The following is a 22,710-nucleotide window of genomic DNA, read 5'->3' as shown; positions in this document are numbered from 1 at the left end:
TAATGCCTCGTCTGGTTGCAGATGGCTCATGAACAGTTGTAAATATTAACTAGACGGAAAGAAGACGCGCGCCGGAGCGCCCATCCCCCATCCCGTATCAAAAAACAGGTGCAGGTAATCCCGCAGTTCCTCATGGAGGATCCGCAGGGCCTTCCCCATCTGGTTCTCGACAGTTTTAACGGAAATATTCATCACAGTGGCGATCTCGGCGTATTTGAGCTGCTCTTTCCGGCTCAGGACGAACACTTCCCGGCATCGCTCGGGCAGTTTCCCGAGGGCCATCTCCAGCCTCCCCTCCAATTCGCGCGCCTGTACCGACAGCTGAACGGAATCGTCCTGCATCTTTCCGAAGGCGAATTCCTTTTCGGTCCGCACCTGCTGCTTCCGCCACTGGCTGATGGCCATATTCCGGATGGCGGTGAACAGGTACGAGCGCTCCGAACCGGAAATACGGATATTTTCCCGCTTTTCCCATAATTGGGAGAAGACGAGCTGCACCACTTCCTCCGCCTCCCAGGGGTCTCCCGTGTAATGCACGGCAAAGGCAAGACAGTGGCTGTGATGCTCGCGGAAGAGCTTTTCAAATGCGGCGAGGTCCAACATGATCGATGCGGCAAAATTAGGCGGCAGGGGCACATAAACCAAATAGTGTGGGGGTCTGGGCAATTTTATATCTTTGCGCGACATGTACGGTTTTATCAAAAAAATACTGTTCGGCTTCCCCCGGAGCGCATACACTACGGTGTGATGCGCGGGCTGAAAGTCGTGAATGCACTGCCCTTCGGCAAAAATCTGCTGGACGCCTGCTGCCGCCCGAAAAACACGGGCCTGGAACGCAAACTCTGGGGCCTCACTTTCGCCAACCCGGTAGGCCTCGCCGCCGGGTTCGATAAAGACGCCCGGTTTATCGACGAACTGTCTCACCTCGGGTTCGGGTTCGTGGAAATCGGTACCGTAACGCCCCTTCCGCAGCCCGGGAACGACCAGCCCCGCCTGTTCCGCCTCCCGGAAGACGAAGCCCTCGTCAACCGCATGGGATTCAATAACGAAGGCGTTCGCGCAGCCGCGAAAAGACTGCAGAAACGCAGGTCGAACATCATCGTCGGCGGCAACATCGGCAAAAACAAACTGACGCCCAACGAAGAAGCCGTGAGCGATTACGAAAAATGCTTCCACGCACTTTTCGACGTGGTAGATTATTTCGTGGTGAACGTCAGCTCCCCCAATACCCCCGGCCTCCGCGCCCTGCAGGAAAAAGAACCGCTCAAGCAACTGCTCCACCACCTGCAAATGCTCAATAACCAGAAACAGCAACCCAGGCCCATCCTCCTGAAAATTGCGCCAGACCTCACCAACGAACAGCTCGACGATATCATCGAGATCGCCCGGGAAACGGAACTGGCAGGGCTCGTGGCCACCAATACCACTATCAGCCGCGAAGGACTGCAAACGCCGGCCGCAGAACTGGAGAAGATCGGGGCCGGCGGCCTCAGCGGGCGCCCCGTGCGCGAGCGCGCCACGGAAGTGATCCGCTACATCCACCGGAAATCTGGCGGCACGATCCCCATCATCGCCGTAGGCGGCATCTTCACTGCTGCCGACGCACAGGAAAAACTCGACGCCGGCGCCAGCCTCGTACAGGTTTACACCGGCTTCATTTACGAAGGCCCCACCATCGTGAAGAAAATCTGCCAGGGATTATCTATTCAACCATAACCAATGATCGCATTTCAAGAACTCCTGACCGTTGATTCCCTCATCAGTTTGCTGACCCTTACCCTCATGGAAGTGGTGCTGGGCATCGACAACGTTATTTTCGTATCCATCGTCATGAACAGGCTGCCTGAGGAAAAACGCCTCAAGGCCCGCCGCATCTGGATGTTCACCGGCATCGCCGTGCGCATCGCGCTGCTATTGTGCATCGGCTACATCATCCGCGCCACACAGCCCCTGTTCTCCATTTTCGGGAACGACATCAGCCTCCGCGACCTCATCATGCTCGCCGGCGGTATCTTCCTCACCGTCAAAACCACTTTGGAAATCCACCACAAACTGGAAGGCGAAGAAGAAGCCTCGCCAAAAAGCGGCGCGCAGAAAGCCGCTACTTCCCTGATGAACGTGGTAGGGCAGATCATCGTGATCGACATCGTGTTTTCGTTCGACAGTATCATTACCGCCGTGGGTATCGCCAAGCATGTGGAGATCATGATCGTTGCGGTGATCATCGCGATGTTCGTCATGTTTACGTTCGCGCCGAAAATCAGCGCATTCATCCACAAGCACCCTACTTTCAAAATGCTGGCGCTGTCTTTCCTCATCATGATCGGCGGCATCCTCATCATGGAAGGCTGGAACCCCGACGCCGTGCACGATCTTCACCTGAAGAACTATGTGTACTTCTCCATGGTAGTGGCACTGCTCGTGGAACTGCTGAACATGCGCGTCCGCAAGAAACAGGCTTCGCACCCTGTGGAGCTGCGCGGGCCGAAAGAGACCGACATCGAACCGAAGAAATAATTTTTTGCCTTAAAGGAGGAAAGGCTGGCCCGCATTACGCAGGCCAGCCTTTTTGATGTTGGCTGATATCAGGTATATTAAGCAGGTTTTGTAAGATGAAGGAAGAGGTTGACGCCCGCGGGCTCGCTTTTCACTTCCGGGTTCCAGGCTTCTGCTCCCGCCTGCTTCGCCAGATCGATCAGCTGTTCGGGGCTCCGGTGATGGAGGAACCATTGCATCCCCACTTCCATAAACGCGCGGTTAGGATTTTCGTCGGAAAAATTGCCGATCACGAGCTGACCGCCCGGCGCCACACAGCCGAGGAGCTTCCGCAGCACTCGCACGAACACCCCGTCGGTGAAGTAATCGAACAGGCCCGAAGACCATACCATTTCATACGTTCCTTCCGCTTTCCAGGTAAGAATGTTCTGCTGCGTGAAACGCACGCGGCAATTGCCTTTCAGCAGGGATCCCGCATAATTGATGGCATGCGCGTCGTATTCCAGGCAATCTATCACCACCGCCGCATCGGGGCAATAACCGAAAAACTCGAGCACGTCGCGTGCGGGGCCGCTGGCTACGTTGAGCACGTTTGCCGGCAGGTTTGCTTTCATGAGGTCGATGAAATACGTTTTCCGGTTGCGGACCGCCACTGCAGCGGGTTGCGCCTGCGCGAAGGCGTCCCACCGGGCGATGTGCACACCGCTGCCGATATAATGCGTGTACAGCCGGTCGATGAGGCGGAAATCGCCCGCATATCCAAATGGCTTTGCGCAGCAATAACCGGCGATGGACTGCAAGGAATGGAAAGCTTCATGCTCCCGGCGGAGGCTTTCGAATTCCCGGGAAAAATTTTCGGGATCGCGTTGGTAGGCGCGGTTGAAGTAATCGTTGATCCGGGGATAATCGGACGCATCGGGGCCGTCCACGAACAAACGGTTCATGGTGCCGGCAGGTGTAATCGTGAACATGGGGTCTGGCTTTGATGATGATGCCACAAAACTATACCCGGCCCGATGTTCGGAGAATGAGGGTTATTGCCCAGAAAATAGGCACCAGTAATTATGCGTTATTCACCGCCGCCAGCAGCGTGCAGCCCACCAGTCCGGCGGTTTCCGTGCGCAGGCGGGTGTTCCCTAACGTTACTGGCTGATAGCCGTTTTGCAGCGACAATTCCACTTCCTCCGGCGTAAAATCACCTTCCGGCCCGATGAGCAGCAACGCATCTTCTCCCGGCCGGGCGATCTGTAAAATGGATTTTTTCTCTCCGGGAAGACAGTGTGCGATGAAGCGTTGGCCTGCTATCGCCATCAGCGATTCGAAAGGCTGCGGGGTATGCAGTTTGGGAAGATGCCATTGCCGGGATTGCAGCATCGCCGAAACGAGGATGCTTTCCAGCCGTTCCATTTTGAGGTTTTCTTTTTCGGTGCGCCGGGTAACGAGGGGGATGATTTCCGACATGCCGATTTCCGCCGCTTTCTCCAGGAACCACTCCATCCGCGACGCGTTTTTGGTGAACGCGATCCCTATGCGCAGGCGCGGCGCTGGCGCAGGAACCTGCTCCGATCCGATAATGGCGGACACGCATTTCTTACGGTGATCGTCTGTGATTTCGGCCGTGAATTTCCCGCCGCGCCCGTCGGCCAGCAGGATTTTATCGCCTTTGGTTTTGCGCAGCACGGTCACGCAGTATTTGGACGTAGGCTCGTCCATCGTATAGGCGGCAGCGCCGGGCGCCATATCTCCGGCGTAAAAAACGGGCAATTCCATCCCCCAAAATTAGCTATTTCCTGCATTCCTTTCCAGCCGGCGGGTAAAGTCCTGGAACCGGAAGAACAGCAGCACCGATGCCACCACCAATCCCAGCAGCAATCCCCACCAGATCCCCTGCACGCCGAGCTTCAGCGGAAACCCGAGGATATACCCGACCGGGAGGCCGATCACCCAGTAAGCGATCATCGTGATGACCGTAGGCACCCTCACATCGCCCAGGCCCCGCAGCACGCCGAGCCCTACAACCTGCGTACCGTCGAACAGCTGGAAGAACGCCGCGATGAGCAACAGTCCCGACGCCATATGCACCACTTCCGGATCGTTGATGTACATCAGCGGCAACCACCGGCTGCCCAGTACGAACACCAGCGCCGCGATCCCCATCATCACCGCCACCATATGATAGCTGGCGATGGAAGAACGCCGCAGGTCGGAGAAGTTCCCGGCACCGAAGTTATTGCCGCTCCGGATGCCCGCCGCGGCGGAAATCCCGCTCGCCATCATATACGTCATGGACGCGAGGTTGATGGCGATCTGGTGCGCCGCCTGCTGCGTGGAGCCCAGCCACCCGGCCATCACCACCGCTCCGCTGAACGCGCTCACCTCAAAAATATATTGCAGCGCCACGGGCGTTCCCAATCCGGCGATCTTCTTCAGCAACGATTTCGATATGTCCCGGAAATGGAAATCACCGAGATATTCCCGGAACCGCGGCGATTTCAGCACGTACCACGCCATGGTGATGCCCATGAGCAAACGGTCGGTAAACGTGGCGATCCCCACACCGGAAATCCCCATGCGCGGCACGCCGAGCAATCCGTACACCAGCGTAACGCCGATCACGATATTGAGGATATTGCCGATGATACTGATGTTCATGGCCTGGCGGGTAAAGCCCAGTCCCTCCGCGAATTGCTTGAACGTAAGGAACACCATGAGCGGGAGGTAGGAAAATGCGAGGTACCGGAGGAAGATGCGCGCTTCCGGCGCCACAGCCGCCGGTTGCCCCATCCGTTCCAGGTTTTCGGCGGTGATCAATATCCCGGCGAACATCACCAGCCCGGTAATGGCGTTGATGATGAGGCTATGCGCGAGCAACCGCCCGCAGATCTCCTTCTCGCCCCGCCCGTTCGCCTGCGCGATGAGCGGCGTGAGGCCGTAGGAAATCCCGATCCCGGCCACCATGAAAATGCTGAAAAACCCCACGCCGAGAGACACGGCCGCCAGCGAAATTTCGCCGGTATGGCCCATGATGATACTGTCGCTCAGCCCTACCAGCGTATGGCCGAGCTGGGAAATCACGACGGGGTATGCGAGCTGGAAATTATCCTTATAATGATGTTTGTACTTTTCGTAAATCCGTTTCATGTTGATCCATTAAAAAAGCCGGTCCATCTTTTCAGAACGAACCGGCTTTCGATTATGTGCGATGCTTTCGTTTAGAACGGAGCATCGCCGAATGCGTCGTCGTCAAAATCCATATCGTTCATCTTCGATCCTTTCTGGATGAACACTTTCGCTTCATCGAACCCGCCGGGGCCTTTGCCGGGGAACCCTGCAGGGCCGCTGGGGCCGCCGATGGGCGCGGGCGGGCCGTCTACGAAACCATCGTCTTCGAAACGCTGGAACTCCAGGATCGCGCGGAGCTTCACGGTATCGAGCTGGCCGTTACGGTGTTTCGCGATACGAACGTGGGTTTCGCCTTTGTTGGATTCGCCCATTTCGTTGGTCGTGATCTCATAGTATTCAGGACGGTAAATGAACATAACCATGTCCGCATCCTGCTCGATCGCACCCGATTCACGAAGGTCGGACAGCTGCGGCATCTTGTTGCCGTCTTTACGTTTCTCCACGTCGCGGGAGAGCTGGGAAAGCGCCAGTACCGGCACGTGCAGCTCTTTTGCGAGGCCTTTCAGATCGCGGGAGATTTTGGAAATCTCCTGCTCACGGTTGGTATTGCGGCCGTCGTTCGGGCCAGACATCAGCTGCAGGTAGTCGATGATGATAATGCCTACGCCGTGGTTATGCACGAGGCGGCGGCATTTGGCGCGGAGCTCAAAGATGTTGAGACCGGGGGTATCGTCGATGAAGATCGGCGCTTTCGCGAGGCGCTCGATACCGTGGGTCATCAGTTTGCGCATTTCATGCTCTTCGAGCTTGCCCCGCGTGATCTTCTCCAGCCGGATCTCGGATTCGGCGGAAAGGATACGCTGAACGATCTGTCCGCTCGACATCTCCAGACTGAATACCGCCGCGCCTTTCGCGAATTTCGGGTGGAGGGCGGCGTTTCGCGCGAGGTTGAGGGCGAACGCGGTTTTACCCACGGCAGGACGGGCAGCCAGGATGATAAGGTCGGAAGGTTGCCAGCCGTAGGTGATTTTATCGAGAGAAGGGAAGCCGGAGGGGACCCCGGTGATTTCGTCGCCTTTGTTGCGGAGGTCTTCGATACGCTTGATCGTATTCACGAGGATACGGTCGATGGAGTCGTAGTTCTTGCGAAGGTGGTTATTGGTGACTTCGAAGAGTTTGGATTCTGCGGCATCGAGGAGGTCGAACACGTCGGCCGTGTCTTCATATGCTTCGGAGATGATTTCGCCGGAGATGCGGATCAGCTCGCGCTGGATGAATTTCTGCAGTACGATACGGGCGTGCGCTTCGATGTTGGCGGTGGAAACCACCATGTTGGTGAGGCGGGAAACGAAGAACGGGCCGCCAACGGCTTCGAGGTCGCCGCTGGATTTGAGCTCTTCCACCACGGTAAGAATGTCTACCGGCATCGATTTACCGGCCAGGCGTTGCATGGCGGAAAAGAGCTTTTGGTGGGCATCAACGTAAAAACATTCAGCTTTAAGGATCTCAATTACGGTATCGAAGGCTCCTTTTTCCAGCATCAGTGCACCCAGTACAGCTTCTTCCAGCTCCTTGGCCTGTGGGGGCACTTTTCCATACACCATCGTCGACAGGTCCACGCCGGGCTTGCGGCGTGTATTTCGGTCTTTCTTCGTGAGATCCATTATATGTGCAATACGTTAAGAAAGTTAAAAAAATGGTTACTGAACGAGGCCGGACATAGGTTTTCTACAATTCCGCATGCTTTCCATTCACCCATCTTTAACAAATTGTAAAATTTTTATTAGCCAGGAAAACTAAGGTAACGGACTTTATCCATTTCCCTCCCGCACAACGGAATTATATTTGTTCGACATAATTCCACCGCTATCCGCACACTTCCTGGCCAGTTATCCACCGTTTTGCACTATCTTATCCACAAAATCAGCAAACAACACACCGCAAATGTCCGACAATTCACAATAAGTGTGAATAAAGATTTTTCCACATTTTCTTGCGCAAAATTCCGCCTTCCCGTACGGGAGATTTGTTAACTTTACGCGGCGCGACCTGCACCCATTCACGGAGGCAAATTCGTCGCAAAATATTGATTGACAATAAATTAAATCGATCCGGCGGAAGCCGGACAGCATAATACAAGGAGCATCCAATGACAATTTCGTACAACTGGTTATGTGATTATTTGCCGGTAAAGCCCGCACCGGAGGAACTTTCCGTGATTTTGACCGGCGTAGGCCTGGAAGTGGAAAGCCTGGAACGTTTTGAAAGCGTGAAAGGGAGTCTCGAAGGACTGGTAATCGGCGAAGTGCTGACCGTAGAAAAGCACCCCAACGCCGACAAGCTCCGTCTCACCACCGTGAACATCGGCAACGGCGCGCCCCTCGCCATCGTGTGCGGCGCTCCCAACGTAGCCGCCGGCCAGAAAGTGGTTGTTGCCCCCGTTGGTACCACCATCTACCCCGCCTCCGGCGAGCCCCTCACCATGAAAAAAGCCAAAATCCGCGGAGAAGACAGCTTCGGCATGATCTGCGCGGAAGATGAAATAGGCCTCGGCGCCAGCCACGACGGCATCCTCGTCCTCGACGCCGCCCTCACGCCCGGGACCCCGGCCAGCGAAATATTCCATCCTTACCAGGACTGGGTATACGAAATCGGCCTCACCCCCAACCATATGGACGCCATGAGCCATATGGGCGTGGCCCGCGACGTGTGTGCGTTCCTCAACAACCGCGAGAACACGCAGGTTTACCAGCTCCGCAAACCCGGCATCAACGCCGCCGCCAAAGCAGAAAAACCGCTTCCCATTGCCGTGGAAGTAAAAAATACCGAAGCCTGCCCGCGATACTGCGGCCAGTCGATCACCGGCGTAAAAGTAGGCCCCTCGCCCGCCTGGATGCAGCATCGCCTGCTCGCCATCGGCGTTCGGCCCATCAATAATATCGTGGATATCACCAACTACGTGCTCCACGAAACCGGCCAGCCCCTCCACGCGTTCGACGCTTCCCAGATCAAAGGCGGCAAAGTGATCGTGGAAAACCTCCCGGCCGGCACGCCCTTCCTTTCGCTCGACGGTAAAGAACGCAAGCTGGACGCAGGCGACCTCATGATCTGCGACGGCGAAGACAACGGCATGTGCATCGCCGGTGTGTTCGGCGGCCTGAACTCCGGCGTGAAAGACGAAACCACCCAGATCTTCCTCGAAAGCGCGTATTTCGACGCCACCAGCATCCGGAAAACGTCGATGCGCCACGGTCTGCGGACCGACGCGGCCATCCGTTTCGAAAAAGGGCTCGATATTTCCCTCGCGCCTTTCGCGCTGGAAAGAGCCGTAGCGCTCATCAGCGAACTGGCGCACGGCGCGGCGGCATCCGAAGTGACCGACGTGTACCCTTCGCCGAAGCAGGCCTGGCAGATCGACGTTACTTATGATTACATCCGCACCCTCAGCGGCCATCAATATCCCGAAGCGCAGATCAAAAACATCCTTTGCAGCCTCGGGTTCACGATCCATGAGGAAAACGAAGGGCGCCTCCGCGTGGCGGCTCCCCTCCACAAACCCGATATCACCATCCCGGCCGATATCGTGGAGGAAGTGATGCGGATAGACGGGCTGGATAATATCCCCATCCCCGCGCTCGTATCCATGGCCCCCTCCGTTCAGGCGCAGCCCGACAAGGAGCGCGTGAAGGAAAGGATCGCGGATTACCTCGCCGGGAACGGGTTTTCGGAGATTTTCACCAACTCCATCACCAACAGTCAATACTACAAACACCTCGACGCGGATTCGCTGGTGAAAATGCTCAACAGCCTCAGCGCCGACCTCGACGTGCTGCGCCCGTCCATGCTGGAAACCGGCCTGGAGCGCATCGCCCATAACCTGAACCGCCGGAACGAAGACCTGCTGTTCTTCGAATTCGGTAAAACCTACCGGCAGGAAGCCGTGGGGCAATATCCCGAGAAAGCCCATCTCTGCCTGTACCTCACCGGCCGCAAACAGCCTGAGAACTGGATGCATAAAGAAAAACCGGTAGATTTCTACGACCTGAAGGCTTTCATCGGCAACATCCTCCAGATGCTGGGCATCACTGCTCCGCAGATGGCGGCCAACACCGTTCATGGCCTACAGCCTTCGTTCGAGATCACTTCCGGCGGCAAAACCATTGCCGTGGCCGGAAGCGTGGCACCCGCGCAGCTGAAAGCCTTCGACATCAAGCAGCCCGTTTGGTACGCAGATTTTAACTGGGACGTGATCCTGACCCTGCTGCCCACCAAAGACGCGTTCTACGAAGAGATCCCGAAATTCCCGGCCGTTCGCCGCGACCTGGCGCTGGTGCTCGACAAAAACGTGCCCTTCGCCGCCGTGGAAACCGCCGCAAGGTCCGTGAAAACGAATCTTTTGCAACAAATCAACCTGTTCGACGTTTTTGAGAGTGACAAGCTGGGCGCCGGCAAAAAGTCGTACGCCGTGAGTTTCACTTTCCAGGACAAGCAGAAAACCCTGACCGACCAGGATACCGACGCACTCGTGAACAAACTCGTAAAAGCCTTCGAAACCCAGTTACAGGCGGAGATCCGCAAATAAACCATGGAGATCGAACAGTACATACAAAGCATTGAGGACAAGCTGCAGCAGCTGTTCCGTAAACTGCAACAGGCGCAGGCGGATAACGTCACGCTCCGGGACCAGTTGAAGGCACAGCAGGAAGAGCTGCTGCAGCAGCAGTCCACCATCACCTCCCTCGACGAAAAGCTCAAGCTTTCCAAAATCGCTACCGCTACGCAGGGGAACGGGCTTTCGGAAGACGAAGACGCCTTCCGGAGGGAAGTCCGCGGGAAGATCAACGATTACATCCGTGAGATCGACCGGTGCATCGCCCTGCTGAATTCATGAGAAAATCCTGGCTTGCCGGGTTTGCCCGGGCTGCCTGATGGCGGGGTAATAGTCGAGCACGCGGATTTGTTTGGCCAGGGGATGGGTGATATTGATGACATAAATCCATTCCCGGTGCAGCGAGATGGAAGGAAAAGCGAGCAGGAGTTTTTTCGTTTTCCGGAGCCGGGCGGTACCAAATTCCCGCGCCACGAGCCGTACCCTCACATCGTCCCAGCCGTCGGGCAATTCCTCTTCCGGAAAATATTCGATGCTGCCGTCGGGCACATCCAGCACTACGATCTTCGCGTCTTTGGGGATCATGCCAAAACGTTTCACCATCTCCTTTTCCAACACGCATTGTGAAGATTGCCCAACGGCATACCTGCAGGGCACTCCGGCATGATTCCAATAGCCGGCGTAATTTACACGGCGCAGCAGATCGACTGAACCGGCGCGCCGGTTCAACATAAATAAGGTCATATCTTATCTTCTGTTTAAAGGATAAACGCATCTATCCGGTACAGCGCATTCTTCACCTCTTCGATACCGGCGAGGGTATCCATCACTTCCAGCGGGGCTTTATCCCCGAACTCCCGCGAGGGGTCGCGTAACCACGCGTGAAACCCTTCCCTGCTGCCAAATACGTTGTACCCAACACTGAACACATCGGCGATGAAGATCAACCGGTCACTGATGCCACGGTTCATCCGCTCTTTCCCCTTCTTGAGATGAAGGGAGCGATTGGTGACCGCAAGCAAGACGCTTAACGTGTCGTAATCCAACCCGAAAATCTCTTTCAACCGCGTGAGCTGGTCTTTCGAAACACCCGACCTGACCATCTCGATCTTCCGGCCAAAAGGGAACGACCTCAGCTCCACCACATCAGCGTAGCTTTGCAGCACCATATGTTCTTCCTGTGCATGCTGTACCGGGACTTCCGACTTCCGCGGCCTGCCCCGGCGCCCTTTCCCATGCAAATTATCCATTCGAAGATAGGTTTAATTTCCCAAAAAATGTTGATATTCGTAAACTACATAGAATAAGTACAATTTTCATGAAACAATGAATATCAATATGATAATATTCGTTTCATGACCGACCTGCTGTGCAGTTTCATCAAACATTATACTGATAAAGCCCGAGGGAAACTTTTTTCACTGCGTAATTTTCCGCTTTTTTTATTAACATGTGGATAGCTGAAAGCGGCCACCATGAACGGTTTCACGAAAACAATAGCATAACTTCATTTTCGAACGGGCGATGGGAAAGCTGCTTTTACTGTATTGAAAACCTATCTTCGAACGATGTAAAACCCTTTACCATCAATGGTTTCAGCAGATTATAAAATGACTCGCGTTTACATGATATTCACACATTTTTATCGCACCCAACAACGCCTGCCAACATGCGATCCCTCCAAAACCCGCTACCACGAATGGTTTCACCACACAAATAGCATATCTTCATTTTTGAATGGTTAATCCGTTCATTTGTTACATTTGTATAAAGACCATCAACATGGAACCGCAACTGATACCCGTTAATATAGTCGTAGCAGACCGCACCTACAGGATAAAAATCCGGAAAGACGAAGAAGAGGACGTAAGAAGGGTGATGAAGGAAGTGAACGAGAAGATCGTCGAGTTCAAGGCTGCCTACGCCGGCAAAGACATCCAGGACTACATCGCCATGGCGCTCATCATGTACGCCACCCACCCGGCCACCATCGGCGGGAAGGCCCAGGCCAATATCGCCCCGTTTTTAAGGGAGAAACTGCAACATCTTGACAATCTGCTGGATGAACAGCTGAAATGACGGGAACCGCCACCCCGCCCGTTCGCAAATAACTCATTATCACGCCCCATGATGCGTTCCTGACAATTTTTACTTATTTTCGCGGGTCGGCTGGGCCGTTTGGAAAAAACGGGCCTAAGTCGTATTTTGATATACCTAAACAATACTTTTATTAAACAAAACAAAATATGGACATAATGGTGATAGTAGCCGGCGTTGTCGCCCTGGCTATTGGAATAATACTAGGAAAACTGATTTTCGCGAAAAACACCCAGATAAAGATCCAGGAAGCAGAGGAAAAAGCCAGCCGAATCATCGAAGAAGGAAAACTGAATGCAGAGAATATCAAGAAAGATAAATTACTCGAAGCCAAGGAGAAATACATTCAGATGAAGTCGGAGCATGAGAAAGAAGTCATGCAGCGCAACCAGAAGATCGCAGAATCCGAAAACCGCATCAAGCAGAAAGAGCAGAGCCTGAACCAGAAGAACGAGAACTTAACGAAGCAGGTAACGGAAAATGAAGCGATCAAGGAAAATCTCGCCCGCCAGATCGAACTCGTGAACATCAAGCGCTCCGAACTGGAAAAACACCAGGAAGAGCACATTCGCCGTCTCGAAAAAGTAGCCGGCCTCACCGCGGAAGAAGCCCGCAACCAGCTCGTCGAATCCCTGAAGGAAGAAGCCCGTACCCAGGCCCTCAGCCACATCCAGGAAATCATCGAAGACGCCAAGACGAAAGCCAACAAGGAAGCCAAGAAGATCATCATACAATCTATCCAGCGCACCGCCGCCGAGCAAACCATCGAAAACGCCATCACCGTTTTCAACCTCGAAAGCGATGAGATCAAAGGCCAGATCATCGGCCGCGAAGGCCGTAACATCCGCGCCATCGAAGCCGCTACCGGTGTAGACCTGATCGTGGACGACACCCCGGAAGCCATCGTGCTCTCGTCCTTCGACCCGCTCCGCCGCGAAATCGCCCGGCTTTCCCTCCAGCGCCTCGTGCAAGACGGCCGTATCCACCCCGCCCGTATCGAGGAAGTGGTAGAAAAAACCAAACGCCAGCTGGAAGAACAGGTAATGGAAATCGGTGAGCGCACCGTGATCGAGCTCGGTATCCACGGCCTCCACAAAGAACTCGTTCGTATGGTCGGCAAGATGCGTTTCCGCTCTTCCTACGGCCAGAACCTCCTCATGCACTCCAAAGAGACCGCCAACCTTTGCGCCGTAATGGCCGCCGAACTGGGCCTCAATCCCAAACTCGCCAAACGCGCCGGTCTCCTGCACGATATCGGTAAAGTTCCCGATGAAGAATCCGAACTGAGCCACGCCCTCCTCGGCGCCAAACTCGCCGAGAAATACGGCGAACATCCCGCCATCGTGAACGCTATCGGCGCTCACCACGACGAGATGGAAATGAGCTACGTGATCTCCCCCATCGTACAGGCCTGCGACGCCATCTCCGGTGCCCGCCCCGGTGCCCGCCGCGAGATCATGCAGAGCTACCTCCAGCGTATCAAAGACCTCGAAAACCTGGCCATGAGCTACGACGGCGTTGAAAAAGCCTACGCCATCCAGGCCGGCCGCGAACTGCGCGTAATCGTGGAAAGCGAAAAAGTGACCGACAACGATGCAGACCGCCTCAGCTTCGAGATCGCCAACAAGATCCAGAACGACATGCAGTATCCCGGCCAGATCAAAGTGACCGTGATCCGCGAGCGCCGCGCCGTAAACGTAGCCCGCTAATACCGCATTCTTCCCATATTCGCAAAAGGCCGCCTTCCCGGGCGGCCTTTTCATTTCCGTTCCCCTTCCACCCAAATCGGCATTTCCCCACCCGCCATTTCCCGGGGCACTTCTTAAACTTTTTTAATTATCTTACCCATCCACAAAAAAACTACAGGAGCATGAAAACAAAATTGATGACGCTGGCTGCCATCGCCCTCCTTTCCGCCGGAACGGCTTTCGGGCAGAAAGCCCAGAAACTCTTCAACGGGAAGAACCTCGACGGCTGGAAGATCCATGGCACGGAAAAATGGTATGTAGAAAAAGGGGAACTGATCTGCGAAAGCGGCCCGGATAAAGAATACGGATATCTCGCTACCGATAAGACTTTCAAAGACTTCGAACTGACCGTGGAATTTAAACAGGAAGCCAACGGCAACAGCGGCGTTTTCTTCCACTCCTCCCTCGAAGGCACCAAAATCGCTGGATGGCAGGCTGAAGTAGCGCCTCCCGGCCAGCACAGCGGCGGCATCTACGAATCTTACGGCCGCGGCTGGCTCATCCAGCCCGCTGCTGAAAAAGACAAAGCACTGAAAATGGGCGAATGGAACACGATGAAGATCGTGGTGAAAGGGAACCAGGTAACCACCTGGCTGAACGGTACGGAAATGATCACGCTGAACGACGACAAGATCGGCGCCAAATCCGGCCAGATCGCCCTGCAGATCCACTCCGGCGGCGGCATCAAGGTGCGCTGGAAAAACATCAAGGTGAAAGAACTGAAGAGCTGATCTTCTTCCGAAAGATAGAAAAGCGGTCCCGGCAAATGCCTGGACCGCTTTTTTTATGGGGCGTTATGCAGTGGATGTCTGGCTATGAAAATTGCTTCGCCGGCCGGGGTTATTGCCGTCATCAAACGTTACATCCATCGGTGGTGGCTATTATTCGCCCAGCCATTTGCGGAAATCCGGGGCGCGCAGGCGAGACACGATTACGTCTTCCTCCAGCGCGGGCTTCACCTGCACTTTCAGCTTGCCGTTGAACCAGGCCTGCACTTTCAGGATACTGCGGTAATGCACGATACACTGGCGGTTGAGGCGGAAAAAGTCGTGCGGATCGAGCTCATTGGCAATGTCGTCCAGACTTTTGTCGATAAAGTGGTCCGTATTCTGATGGGTGCGGATGCAGGCCATACGGTCGCGGATATAAAAGAACGCGATGTCCTGGATGGCTACGGAAATGAGGCGGGTGCCGCTGCGAACGAGGTATCGCTGAACGGTTTGCGGGGTGCGCAGGCCAGACAGCAGCATGTCGATCTGGCTGTTGAACTGCAATATCTCCACATCGGGGTCAATGGTGGAGATCATGTCTTTCAGCTTCTGCGCTGCGATGGTTTCTGTTTCGTTGATGAGAATTTTCATGATGGGAACATTTAAAAAGCATGGATTGTCCCCAAATGTAGCAAGTGCATCCTGAGCAGCACGAACAAATCGATGAAGTGCATGAATCGGCGATGAAATGACCGTAGCGGCGATGAAATTGCAGACGGGCGTTAGTGCGGATATTTCTTCAGGATGTCTTCGATGCGCTCGTCGGGCACGAGCTCGGTGGTCTCGATCAGCCGGATGCGGCGGAATTCCGGATGGAGGGTGTGGAGCACGTAGTTGGAAGATTCGGGCAATACGGCGGAGGGCACCTTGAGGACGGGCGTTTTCCCTTCATCGAACCATTTGTTGCCCAGGGGCTGGCAGTGGCTGTAGTCTTTGAAATCGCGCCATTTGGCGTGCAGTTGTCCGGGTTGGATGGTGGAGATTTCCAGGCCATCGGGCACTTCGATGATCATGATCTTGAAATCCTGGTTGAAGCCCACGCCCTGGCGGCGGATCATGTTTTCCAGGAAAGCGAGGGAAATGGATTCGGCACAATAAATAACCTTGCGGCCGGCGCCGTTCCAGCGGCCCTTGATGCCGGAGGCATAGAGTTCCTGGCTGTATTGTTTATGGGTGATGCGGAATACCAGCATGTAAAAGGGTAGGATAGTTAAACGGGGTAACCTTCGGCGAGTTTGTCGAGCTCTTCTGAGATAATGTCTACGCCGCCGGGCGTTACCAGCCAGTCGATCGGTGTTTCGCGGGCGCCCCAGAACGGTTTTTTCAACCAGTAACTGAATTCGTCGACGGTGCCGAAGATGGTTTCGCCTTTTTCATAAAGGGCGATGAGTTTGAGCAGGTGCTCGCTATAAATGGGTTCCAGCACTTTTTGCTGTTCCTTGTAATTGCTGATGGTGCGGGCAGACAGGTTGATGATGCCTGCCAGTTCTTTTTCCGGCATTTTGATGGTTTCCGCAAAGTCGTAGAACACTTTGGTTTTCACGCCTTTGTGTGCGGATGTTACCAGCCTGTAGAGGTTCCCCAGTTCCAGGCCCATGAACCGGTGCAAGACGGAGTACTTTTCCTTTTGTAGTGCGATGGCTGTGGCAGGCATACGTCAATCATTTGTTCCTTACAAAGATAGGAATTTTTTCCGTTTGAGAGTAGAAATATTTCAACTCACAAGTAACTGATTATCAATTACGATCATCTTTCCCCTCTTCATCCTCCTCTTCGTCTTCTTCATCGTTCAGGCTATCGTCGGCATCTTCGAACGCCTGTTCTTCGTCGTCGGCCTTTTCGGCATCGTCGCCGTCGTAGGGATCGTCTTCGAAGGGAACAGTGCCGGCGGCTTCGTCGTCGTCGCCTTCATTTTCCTCTTCCTCCTCATCTTCTTCTTCCTCCTCCTCCTCATCATCATCTTCTTCTTCGTCGTCATCGTCATCCTCATCATCCTCATCGTCGTCAGACTCCTCACTGTCTTTACGATCGCCGAGCATGGCTTCTATTTTGCCGTCTTCGTCGAGATCGTCGTCCCCGGCTTCATCGTCATTATCATCATCTCCGTCTTCGTCCTGCTCCTCTTCGTCTTCTTTGTCGCCGAGCATAGCTTCGATTTCGCCGTCTTCGTCGAGCTCGTCTTCGTCATCTTCCCCGCTGTCGGCCATTTCAGGGTCGCCGCCGGCGCTGTTGCCGGAAGCGTGGGGATCGTCTTGATCGTCGCCGTTACCGCCGTCGCCAACGCCCGTAGATGCTTCGGGGGTGTTTTCTTCGGAGGGTTCGTCTTCGATGACAACGGTGGTGGTTTCCGTGAGCTCACCGGTTTCGGTGACTACGAAATGCCCGTCTGGCAAGGTTTCTTCGTCCACTTCCAGGTTATCGACCGCTTCGAGCGTGAGCTGCGTGGGCGGCACGAAATCTTCTTCGAACACTTCCTTGAGCTTGGGCAGATCTGCGGGCGAATTGAGCCCGAAATAGTCCATAAACGCTTTGGAAGTGGAGTACAGGAGCGGTTTTCCGGGCAAATCTTCGGAACGGCCGGAGATGATGATCAGTTCCTTTTCCAGCAGTTTGGTGATGGAATAGTCGGTGCTGACGCCGCGGATATGTTCGATTTCCCCTTTGGAGATGGGTTGTTTATAGGCGATGATGGCGAGGGTTTCCAGGGCGGCGGTGGAAAGCCGTTTGAGGAATTTCTCGCCGTTGAGTTGCGCAACGGTTTGATAGTAGTCCCTTTTGGTGAGGAACTGGTAGCCGCCACCGCTTTGGCGAACGCTGAACGAGTAAAACTCGGAGCTGTATTTTTCCTGGATGGCCTCAATGGCAGCTTCTACCTGCTCGGGCGTGGCGCGGTCTTCGAGGAAGGCCAGTGCGTTGTTGAGCAGCTCCAGGATGTCAGCGGCTGGCAGGGGCCGGTCGGCGGCAAAGATCAGGGCTTCGACATGCGGAATGAGCTGTGAGATCTCCATGGGAAATACGGTTTAGGTCAAATAAAAATGTCAAAGGCCGAAAATAAGACCTTTGACATTCTTTATAAAATATAAAAAAGTTGCTGTGGATGAATTGTTGAAAACATCATCCCATCAGTGCTGCGGCACCAGACACGATCTCAGTGAGCTCGGTGGTGATGGCGGCCTGACGTGCACGGTTGTATTCGATCTTCAGGTTGCGGAGCAGTTCGCCGGCGTTATCCGTAGCCTTGTCCATCGCGGTCATCCGCGCGCCATGCTCGGAAGCGTGGGCGTCGAGGACGGCTTTGAAGAACTGGGTGTTGAGGATTTTGGGCATCAGTTCGGCTACGAGCACGTCTTTTTCGGGTTCGTAGATGAAATCTGCCTTGCGGCCTTTGTTCCCTTCGTTTTCCACCTTGGCGATGGGGAGGAATTGTTCCAGTTTATAGCGTTGGGTAGCGGCGTTCTTGAATTCGCTGTAGATGATGTCTACCGCATCGTATTCGCCTTTCACGAAACCATCGAGGGCAACGGCAGCAGCGGCTTTCACGGCGTCGAAGCTGAGGTGGCTGAAGAGGTTCCAGAAGCTTTCGTTCACTTTGTAGCCATTCTTGGTGAAATGTTCCCAGGCTTTTTTGCCGATGGGGAGCACTTCCACGTGGCCTTTGGCGAACTGTGCGGCGTACTTTTCGCGGATGGTTTGCTTGGCCAGCTTGATGAGGTTGGAGTTATACGCTCCGCAAAGCCCGCGGTCGGAGGAGATTACCACGATCAGGACTTTTTCCACCTGGCGGTTGGCAGCGAGTGCCATATCGATGTCTCCCTCGGTATTGCTGACGATGTTTTGCAGCATTTCCTGCAGTTTCTCGGCGTAGGGGCGCATCTGGAGGATGGCGTCCTGCGCGCGGCGCAGCTTGGCAGCACTCACCATTTTCATGGCTTTGGTGATCTGCTGGGTAGACTGGATGGATTTAATACGGTTGCGAACTTCTTTAAGCTGTCCAGACATATATTATAAAATATTTATAAAAAAGGGCATCCGCCCCCTTATTTTGGGCGCAAAGGTAAGTAAAGGCGGGATCATTCGGAAATCCCCCCGCCGATATTTCTCCTGATTCTGGTCAGGTTTCCCGTCAGGGCTCGATCCGGGTGCCGAGGACTTTCAGGAAAGCCGCCATCCATTGGGGGTGAGCGGGCCAGGCGGGGGCGGTTACGAGGTTACCGTCCGTCACCGCTTCGTAGACGTTCACCGATTCATAGGTGCCGCCGGCCATGGTTACTTCGGGCTCCACGGCCGGGTAGGCCGTCAATTTCTTCCCGCGCACCACGTCTGCCGCCGTAAGTATCTGGATACCATGGCAAACGGCCGCGATCGGCTTGCCGGCCTTCGCGAAATGCTGTACCATGTCGATCACCTTTTTATTCAGCCGCAGGTATTCCGGCGCGCGGCCTCCTGCCAGTACGAGGGCGTCGTATTCGGCGGGGTTAATGTCAGCGAAGGAAGCGTTCAGCACGAAATAATGCCCCGGCTTTTCGCTGTACGTCTGCTGCCCCTCAAAATCATGGATCGCCGTGATCACCTTCTCCCCGGCCGATTTGTCAGGGCACACCGCGTGCACGTCGTGCCCCACCATCTGGAGCATCTGGAACGGCACCATCGTCTCGTAATCTTCTGCATAGTCCCCCGTAAGGAACACGATCTTCTTACTTGCCATGTCTCATTTTTTTAGCTGGTTATAAAGATAAGGTATTATATTGGCCCCCGGAATCCATGCCCTGTCCCTTGCCATCGGATAGAATAAACAATTTGCAAACGATTGCAATTATGCAGCAAAATGGCTATCTTGGCTTCGCCGGGCGGCGGTAAACCGTGCCTGGGCGCAATGTCACGGGCAGCAGGCGCAAACAATGGTCAACTTACAACAAGAAAAGCGGGGTCGCAAACAGCCCGGATTGTCAACGGCCGCTTTTACTGATACAAAACACAATCGATGAAAAAGCACCTCCTTCTGGGCTGCGGGGTTTTGCTCATGTCTGTTTCCTATGCGCAGACGGCCAAATGGCAGAACCTGTTCAACGGCAAAGACTTGAAAGGCTGGAAACAGCTCAACGGCAAAGCTATTTATGAAGTGAAGAACGGCGAGATCGTGGGTACCACGGTGCTCAGCGAACCTAATTCCTTCCTGGCTACGGAAAAGGATTACGGCGATTTTATTTTCGAAGTGGAGTACAAGCTGGAAAAGGATTTCAATTCGGGCATCCAGTTCCGCTCCCAGAGCAAGGCTGATTACCAGAACGGCCGGGTATTCGGTTACCAGATGGAAGTAGACCCCTCTCCCCGCAAATGGAGCGGCGGCGTGTACGAAGAAGGCCGCAGGGGCTGGCTGTATCCCCTCGATCTGAACCCCGCCGCCCAGAACGCCTACAAGGCGGGCGACTGGAATAAATACAGAATTGAATGTCGTGGCTCCGAAATCCGTACCTTTATCAACGGAGTATCGGCCGCCCACGTTATCGACAGTGAACTTCCCTCCGGGTTCATTGCCCTGCAGGTCCACGGAATCGGCAAAAAAGCCGAAGATGCAGGCAAGAAGATCCGCTGGCGCAATATCCGCATCATGGAGAACCCTGCCGCATCGCAGTTTTCGAAGTATGATGACGTGTACGTGGTGAACAACATTCCCAACAACATCTCCGAACAGGAGAAACTGCAGGGCGTTCGCCTGCTGTGGGACGGGGCCAGCACCAAAGGCTGGCGCGGTGCCTACAAACCTGAATTCCCGGCAAAAGGATGGGAAATCAAGGATGGCATCCTCAGCGTGCAACCGTCTGACGGCGGAGAATCCACCAACGGCGGAGATATCGTGACCGAAGAGGAATTCGCAGCGTTCGACCTCGAATTTGATTTTAAACTAACGCCGGGAGCCAACAGCGGCGTGAAGTATTTTGTGACGGAATCCGAAAACAACAAAGGCTCCGCCATTGGTCTGGAATACCAGGTGCTGGACGACGATCAGCATCCCGATGCCAAACTGGGCGCAGCCGGCAACCGCAAAGTGGGTTCGCTGTACGATCTCATTCCGGCCTACAAAATGACCAACTCCCATCGCAAGGTCGGGGAATGGAACCACGGCCGCGTGGTAGTGTATCCGGACAACCGCGTAGAGCACTGGATGAACGGCCATAAAGTCGTGAGCTATACCCGTGGCGACAATATCTACAAAGCCCTCGTGGCGCGTAGCAAGTATGAGAAATATCCGAACTTCGGGCTCGCAGAAAAAGGCCGCATCCTGATCCAGGACCACGGCAATAACGTGAGCTTCAAAAGTATCAAGATAAAGAGTTTGAAGTAGTCAGCGACTATTTCATTGTTCACTGTTTTTCAAACCGACATCCCTGATTCTTCGGGATGTCTTTTTTTTGCCCCATAAAAAAAGCCGGTTTGGGAAACCGGCTGATTTGGTATGTTTTAAAACAGAATGAATATACGCTCTTCAGTAATTACCCGATATGTTCCAGGATGATATCCCTCACATCCGTGGCCTGCACCGATTGCGGAACGGGACGTGAAGTGAGCAGGATCGCGTGGTCTTTTTCGTCTTCCGCCAACCTGCCGTGCGAACCCTTGATCAGCGTGGCATCGAGGGGGATGACGTTCATCAGGTACCGGAAGCCCAGTTTCTTTTTCAGCACTTTACCGATCACTTTCAGCTTCACCAGCGGGTCTGCCGGGTTGAGGAACATTTCCACCGGGTCGTACCCCGGCTTGCGGTGGATCTCCACCAACCGCGCGAAGTCGGGCGCCTTCGCATCGTCGAGCCAGTAATAGTAAGTGAACCAACTGTCTTTGTCGGCCACCAGCACAAGATCGCCGCAGCGTTCGTGATGCATGTTGTGCGCGCGGATCCCGTCACGGTCGAGCACCTGTCCCACCCCGGGCAACTGCTCCACCAGGTCGCGCACCTTCTTGGTCACGCTCCGGTCGTTGATGTAGATATGCGCGATCTGGTGATCGGCAACGGCGAACGCTTTGGAAGCGCCCGCGTCCAGCAACTCCGTCCCCCGTTCCACACGAACATCGATCAGCCCATGCTCACGCAGCAGGCGGTTGATATGCACCGGACGGCTGACGTTGGTGATGCCGTATTCGGAAAGTATGATCACCTCAGCTTTCTGCTGTTCGTAATATTCGATGAGCTGCTTCACCACACCATCGATAGCGCGCAGCTCCGGGCCGATCTTCGTATAGTCGTGACCGAATTTCTGCAGGCAATAGTCGAGATGGGGAAGATAGATAAGCGTGAGGTCGGGATGGTGCCAGCGGTCTGTGAGGATAGACGCGTCGGCGATCCATTGTGAAGATTTGATGTTGGCGCCGGGCCCCCAGAACTGGAAGAGCGGGAAAGTGCCCAGCTCCTGCTGCAGCCGGTCTCTCAGACCGGCCGGGTACGCATAGCAATCGGGCATCTTCCGGCCGTCGGAAAGGTACTGTGGGCGCGGCGTTACGGAGAAATCGGCGGTGGAGTACATGTTGTACCACCAGAACATCTTGGAACAAGTGAGCCCGGGATGTTTCCGGCGGGCGGTTTCCCAGACTTTTTCCCCGTGAACGAGTTTATTGGATTGTTTCCAGAATTTGATCTCACTGTCTGTCCGGTCGTACCAGCCATTCCCGACGATGCCGGTTTCGCTGGGCCAGGCCCCGGTAAGGTAGGTCGACTGCACGGCGGTGGTAACGGCGGGCAGCATGGGCCGGATGGACGACTGGTGGTTTTTCTTCGCCCAGGCGCTCAGGAAGGGCGTGTGCTCTCCGATGAGGGCGCCCGACAATCCTACGATATCCAGCACTACGGTTTTTCTCATATTCTTGGCTTCTC

At 54.7% G+C, this 22,710-nt stretch carries 22 protein-coding genes; 8 read left to right on the top strand and 14 right to left on the bottom strand.

Going from position 1 to position 22,710, the window contains the following annotated elements; all coding sequences use genetic code 11:
• Positions 1-45: 45 nt before the first annotated feature.
• On the bottom strand, positions 46-603 hold the full coding sequence (locus tag WJU22_RS08300) for an RNA polymerase sigma-70 factor (RefSeq protein WP_341842771.1): 558 nt from the start codon (positions 601-603) through the stop codon (positions 46-48).
• A gap of 144 nt (positions 604-747) precedes the next feature.
• Between WJU22_RS08300 and WJU22_RS08295 the strand changes: the two genes are divergently transcribed.
• Positions 748-1,716 carry a quinone-dependent dihydroorotate dehydrogenase gene (locus WJU22_RS08295; RefSeq protein ID WP_341842770.1) on the top strand — a complete coding sequence of 323 codons (969 nt, stop codon included), beginning with the start codon at positions 748-750 and terminating at the stop codon, positions 1,714-1,716.
• Positions 1,717-1,719: 3 nt separating this feature from the next.
• Positions 1,720-2,517, top strand: coding sequence for a TerC family protein (locus WJU22_RS08290; RefSeq protein WP_341842769.1), 798 nt, complete (start codon positions 1,720-1,722; stop codon positions 2,515-2,517).
• A 77-nt stretch (positions 2,518-2,594) separates the two neighbouring features.
• Here WJU22_RS08290 and WJU22_RS08285 read toward each other — a convergent pair whose 3' ends face one another.
• The 4 genes from WJU22_RS08285 to dnaB form a co-directional block, all read right to left on the bottom strand.
• Entirely contained in the window at positions 2,595-3,467 is an 873-nt protein-coding gene (locus WJU22_RS08285) for a class I SAM-dependent methyltransferase (RefSeq protein ID WP_341842768.1), read from the bottom strand.
• A gap of 91 nt (positions 3,468-3,558) precedes the next feature.
• The gene (locus WJU22_RS08280; RefSeq protein WP_341842767.1) at positions 3,559-4,266 is read right to left on the bottom strand and encodes an RsmE family RNA methyltransferase; all 708 of its coding nucleotides are present in this window, start codon (positions 4,264-4,266) and stop codon (positions 3,559-3,561) included.
• 9 nt (positions 4,267-4,275) lie between these two features.
• Positions 4,276-5,637 carry an MATE family efflux transporter gene (locus WJU22_RS08275; RefSeq protein WP_341842766.1) on the bottom strand — a complete coding sequence of 454 codons (1,362 nt, stop codon included), beginning with the start codon at positions 5,635-5,637 and terminating at the stop codon, positions 4,276-4,278.
• Between the two features lie 71 nt (positions 5,638-5,708).
• Positions 5,709-7,283, bottom strand: a complete 1,575-nt coding sequence (gene dnaB, locus WJU22_RS08270; protein ID WP_341842765.1) for a replicative DNA helicase — start codon at positions 7,281-7,283, stop codon at positions 5,709-5,711.
• Between the two features lie 485 nt (positions 7,284-7,768).
• Here dnaB and pheT point away from each other — a divergent pair, with 485 nt between their 5' ends.
• Together pheT and WJU22_RS08260 are read left to right on the top strand one after the other, a co-directional pair.
• Positions 7,769-10,201 carry a phenylalanine--tRNA ligase subunit beta gene (pheT, locus tag WJU22_RS08265; protein WP_341842764.1) on the top strand — a complete coding sequence of 811 codons (2,433 nt, stop codon included), beginning with the start codon at positions 7,769-7,771 and terminating at the stop codon, positions 10,199-10,201.
• Between the two features lie 3 nt (positions 10,202-10,204).
• Entirely contained in the window at positions 10,205-10,510 is a 306-nt protein-coding gene (locus WJU22_RS08260) for a hypothetical protein (protein ID WP_341842763.1), read from the top strand.
• Here WJU22_RS08260 and WJU22_RS08255 read toward each other — a convergent pair.
• Both WJU22_RS08255 and WJU22_RS08250 read right to left on the bottom strand, forming a co-directional pair.
• Positions 10,505-10,960: an RES family NAD+ phosphorylase gene (locus tag WJU22_RS08255; RefSeq protein ID WP_341843761.1), complete on the bottom strand. Its 456-nt coding sequence runs from the start codon at positions 10,958-10,960 to the stop codon at positions 10,505-10,507. The genes WJU22_RS08260 and WJU22_RS08255 overlap by 6 nt on opposite strands.
• Positions 10,961-10,986: 26 nt before the next feature.
• Positions 10,987-11,478 (bottom strand): antitoxin Xre/MbcA/ParS toxin-binding domain-containing protein, encoded by a 492-nt coding sequence (locus tag WJU22_RS08250; RefSeq protein WP_341842762.1) that lies wholly within the window; start codon positions 11,476-11,478, stop codon positions 10,987-10,989.
• A gap of 532 nt (positions 11,479-12,010) precedes the next feature.
• Here WJU22_RS08250 and WJU22_RS08245 point away from each other — a divergent pair.
• From WJU22_RS08245 to WJU22_RS08235, 3 genes are all read left to right on the top strand, one after another.
• Entirely contained in the window at positions 12,011-12,307 is a 297-nt protein-coding gene (locus WJU22_RS08245) for a cell division protein ZapA (RefSeq protein ID WP_126244928.1), read from the top strand.
• A gap of 176 nt (positions 12,308-12,483) precedes the next feature.
• Positions 12,484-14,034 carry a ribonuclease Y gene (gene rny, locus WJU22_RS08240; protein ID WP_341842761.1) on the top strand — a complete coding sequence of 517 codons (1,551 nt, stop codon included), beginning with the start codon at positions 12,484-12,486 and terminating at the stop codon, positions 14,032-14,034.
• Between the two features lie 161 nt (positions 14,035-14,195).
• Complete coding sequence (locus WJU22_RS08235) at positions 14,196-14,804, top strand: DUF1080 domain-containing protein (protein WP_341842760.1); 609 nt, start codon at positions 14,196-14,198, stop codon at positions 14,802-14,804.
• 150 nt (positions 14,805-14,954) lie between these two features.
• Here the strand turns inward: WJU22_RS08235 and WJU22_RS08230 are convergent, their stop codons facing one another.
• From WJU22_RS08230 to WJU22_RS08205, 6 genes are all read right to left on the bottom strand, one after another.
• Positions 14,955-15,434 carry a LytTR family DNA-binding domain-containing protein gene (locus WJU22_RS08230; protein ID WP_341842759.1) on the bottom strand — a complete coding sequence of 160 codons (480 nt, stop codon included), beginning with the start codon at positions 15,432-15,434 and terminating at the stop codon, positions 14,955-14,957.
• Positions 15,435-15,565: 131 nt separating this feature from the next.
• On the bottom strand, positions 15,566-16,036 hold the full coding sequence (locus WJU22_RS08225) for an RES family NAD+ phosphorylase (RefSeq protein WP_341842758.1): 471 nt from the start codon (positions 16,034-16,036) through the stop codon (positions 15,566-15,568).
• Between the two features lie 17 nt (positions 16,037-16,053).
• Complete coding sequence (locus WJU22_RS08220) at positions 16,054-16,497, bottom strand: antitoxin Xre-like helix-turn-helix domain-containing protein (RefSeq protein WP_126244923.1); 444 nt, start codon at positions 16,495-16,497, stop codon at positions 16,054-16,056.
• Positions 16,498-16,579: 82 nt separating this feature from the next.
• Complete coding sequence (gene scpB, locus WJU22_RS08215; RefSeq protein ID WP_341842757.1) at positions 16,580-17,851, bottom strand: SMC-Scp complex subunit ScpB; 1,272 nt, start codon at positions 17,849-17,851, stop codon at positions 16,580-16,582.
• 106 nt (positions 17,852-17,957) lie between these two features.
• The gene (gene atpG / locus WJU22_RS08210; protein WP_341842756.1) at positions 17,958-18,842 is read right to left on the bottom strand and encodes an ATP synthase F1 subunit gamma; all 885 of its coding nucleotides are present in this window, start codon (positions 18,840-18,842) and stop codon (positions 17,958-17,960) included.
• 124 nt (positions 18,843-18,966) lie between these two features.
• Positions 18,967-19,548: a DJ-1/PfpI family protein gene (locus WJU22_RS08205; protein WP_341842755.1), complete on the bottom strand. Its 582-nt coding sequence runs from the start codon at positions 19,546-19,548 to the stop codon at positions 18,967-18,969.
• A gap of 276 nt (positions 19,549-19,824) precedes the next feature.
• Here WJU22_RS08205 and WJU22_RS08200 point away from each other — a divergent pair, with 276 nt between their 5' ends.
• A complete protein-coding gene (locus tag WJU22_RS08200) occupies positions 19,825-21,186 on the top strand; it encodes a DUF1080 domain-containing protein (protein ID WP_341842754.1) in 1,362 nt (453 codons plus the stop codon).
• A 148-nt stretch (positions 21,187-21,334) separates the two neighbouring features.
• On the opposite strand, the gene WJU22_RS08195 is transcribed toward WJU22_RS08200, so the two are convergent.
• Positions 21,335-22,696 (bottom strand): nucleotide pyrophosphatase/phosphodiesterase family protein, encoded by a 1,362-nt coding sequence (locus WJU22_RS08195; protein WP_341842753.1) that lies wholly within the window; start codon positions 22,694-22,696, stop codon positions 21,335-21,337.
• Between the last annotated feature and the right edge of the window lie 14 nt (positions 22,697-22,710).

Source organism: Chitinophaga caseinilytica, assembly GCF_038396765.1.
In the GTDB taxonomy this organism is placed as follows: Bacteria; Bacteroidota; Bacteroidia; order Chitinophagales; family Chitinophagaceae; genus Chitinophaga; species Chitinophaga caseinilytica.
Note: the sequence above shows the minus strand (reverse complement) of the source record. Positions and strands in the feature narration are given on the sequence as shown.

Coding starts and splice junctions, on each gene's coding strand:
- WJU22_RS08205 (WP_341842755.1), bottom strand. CDS start 19,548: ATGGCAAGTAAGAAGATCGTGTTCCTTACGGGGGACTATGCAGAAGAT.
- WJU22_RS08285 (WP_341842768.1), bottom strand. CDS start 3,467: ATGTTCACGATTACACCTGCCGGCACCATGAACCGTTTGTTCGTGGAC.
- WJU22_RS08235 (WP_341842760.1), top strand. CDS start 14,196: ATGAAAACAAAATTGATGACGCTGGCTGCCATCGCCCTCCTTTCCGCC.
- WJU22_RS08295 (WP_341842770.1), top strand. CDS start 748: ATGCGCGGGCTGAAAGTCGTGAATGCACTGCCCTTCGGCAAAAATCTG.
- WJU22_RS08195 (WP_341842753.1), bottom strand. CDS start 22,696: ATGAGAAAAACCGTAGTGCTGGATATCGTAGGATTGTCGGGCGCCCTC.
- scpB (WP_341842757.1), bottom strand. CDS start 17,851: ATGGAGATCTCACAGCTCATTCCGCATGTCGAAGCCCTGATCTTTGCC.
- WJU22_RS08275 (WP_341842766.1), bottom strand. CDS start 5,637: ATGAAACGGATTTACGAAAAGTACAAACATCATTATAAGGATAATTTC.
- dnaB (WP_341842765.1), bottom strand. CDS start 7,283: ATGGATCTCACGAAGAAAGACCGAAATACACGCCGCAAGCCCGGCGTG.
- WJU22_RS08290 (WP_341842769.1), top strand. CDS start 1,720: ATGATCGCATTTCAAGAACTCCTGACCGTTGATTCCCTCATCAGTTTG.
- WJU22_RS08225 (WP_341842758.1), bottom strand. CDS start 16,036: ATGCTGGTATTCCGCATCACCCATAAACAATACAGCCAGGAACTCTAT.
- rny (WP_341842761.1), top strand. CDS start 12,484: ATGGTGATAGTAGCCGGCGTTGTCGCCCTGGCTATTGGAATAATACTA.
- WJU22_RS08260 (WP_341842763.1), top strand. CDS start 10,205: ATGGAGATCGAACAGTACATACAAAGCATTGAGGACAAGCTGCAGCAG.
- WJU22_RS08250 (WP_341842762.1), bottom strand. CDS start 11,478: ATGGATAATTTGCATGGGAAAGGGCGCCGGGGCAGGCCGCGGAAGTCG.
- WJU22_RS08230 (WP_341842759.1), bottom strand. CDS start 15,434: ATGAAAATTCTCATCAACGAAACAGAAACCATCGCAGCGCAGAAGCTG.
- WJU22_RS08280 (WP_341842767.1), bottom strand. CDS start 4,266: ATGGAATTGCCCGTTTTTTACGCCGGAGATATGGCGCCCGGCGCTGCC.
- WJU22_RS08200 (WP_341842754.1), top strand. CDS start 19,825: ATGAAAAAGCACCTCCTTCTGGGCTGCGGGGTTTTGCTCATGTCTGTT.
- WJU22_RS08220 (WP_126244923.1), bottom strand. CDS start 16,497: ATGCCTGCCACAGCCATCGCACTACAAAAGGAAAAGTACTCCGTCTTG.
- WJU22_RS08255 (WP_341843761.1), bottom strand. CDS start 10,960: ATGTTGAACCGGCGCGCCGGTTCAGTCGATCTGCTGCGCCGTGTAAAT.
- pheT (WP_341842764.1), top strand. CDS start 7,769: ATGACAATTTCGTACAACTGGTTATGTGATTATTTGCCGGTAAAGCCC.
- atpG (WP_341842756.1), bottom strand. CDS start 18,842: ATGTCTGGACAGCTTAAAGAAGTTCGCAACCGTATTAAATCCATCCAG.
- WJU22_RS08300 (WP_341842771.1), bottom strand. CDS start 603: ATGTTGGACCTCGCCGCATTTGAAAAGCTCTTCCGCGAGCATCACAGC.
- WJU22_RS08245 (WP_126244928.1), top strand. CDS start 12,011: ATGGAACCGCAACTGATACCCGTTAATATAGTCGTAGCAGACCGCACC.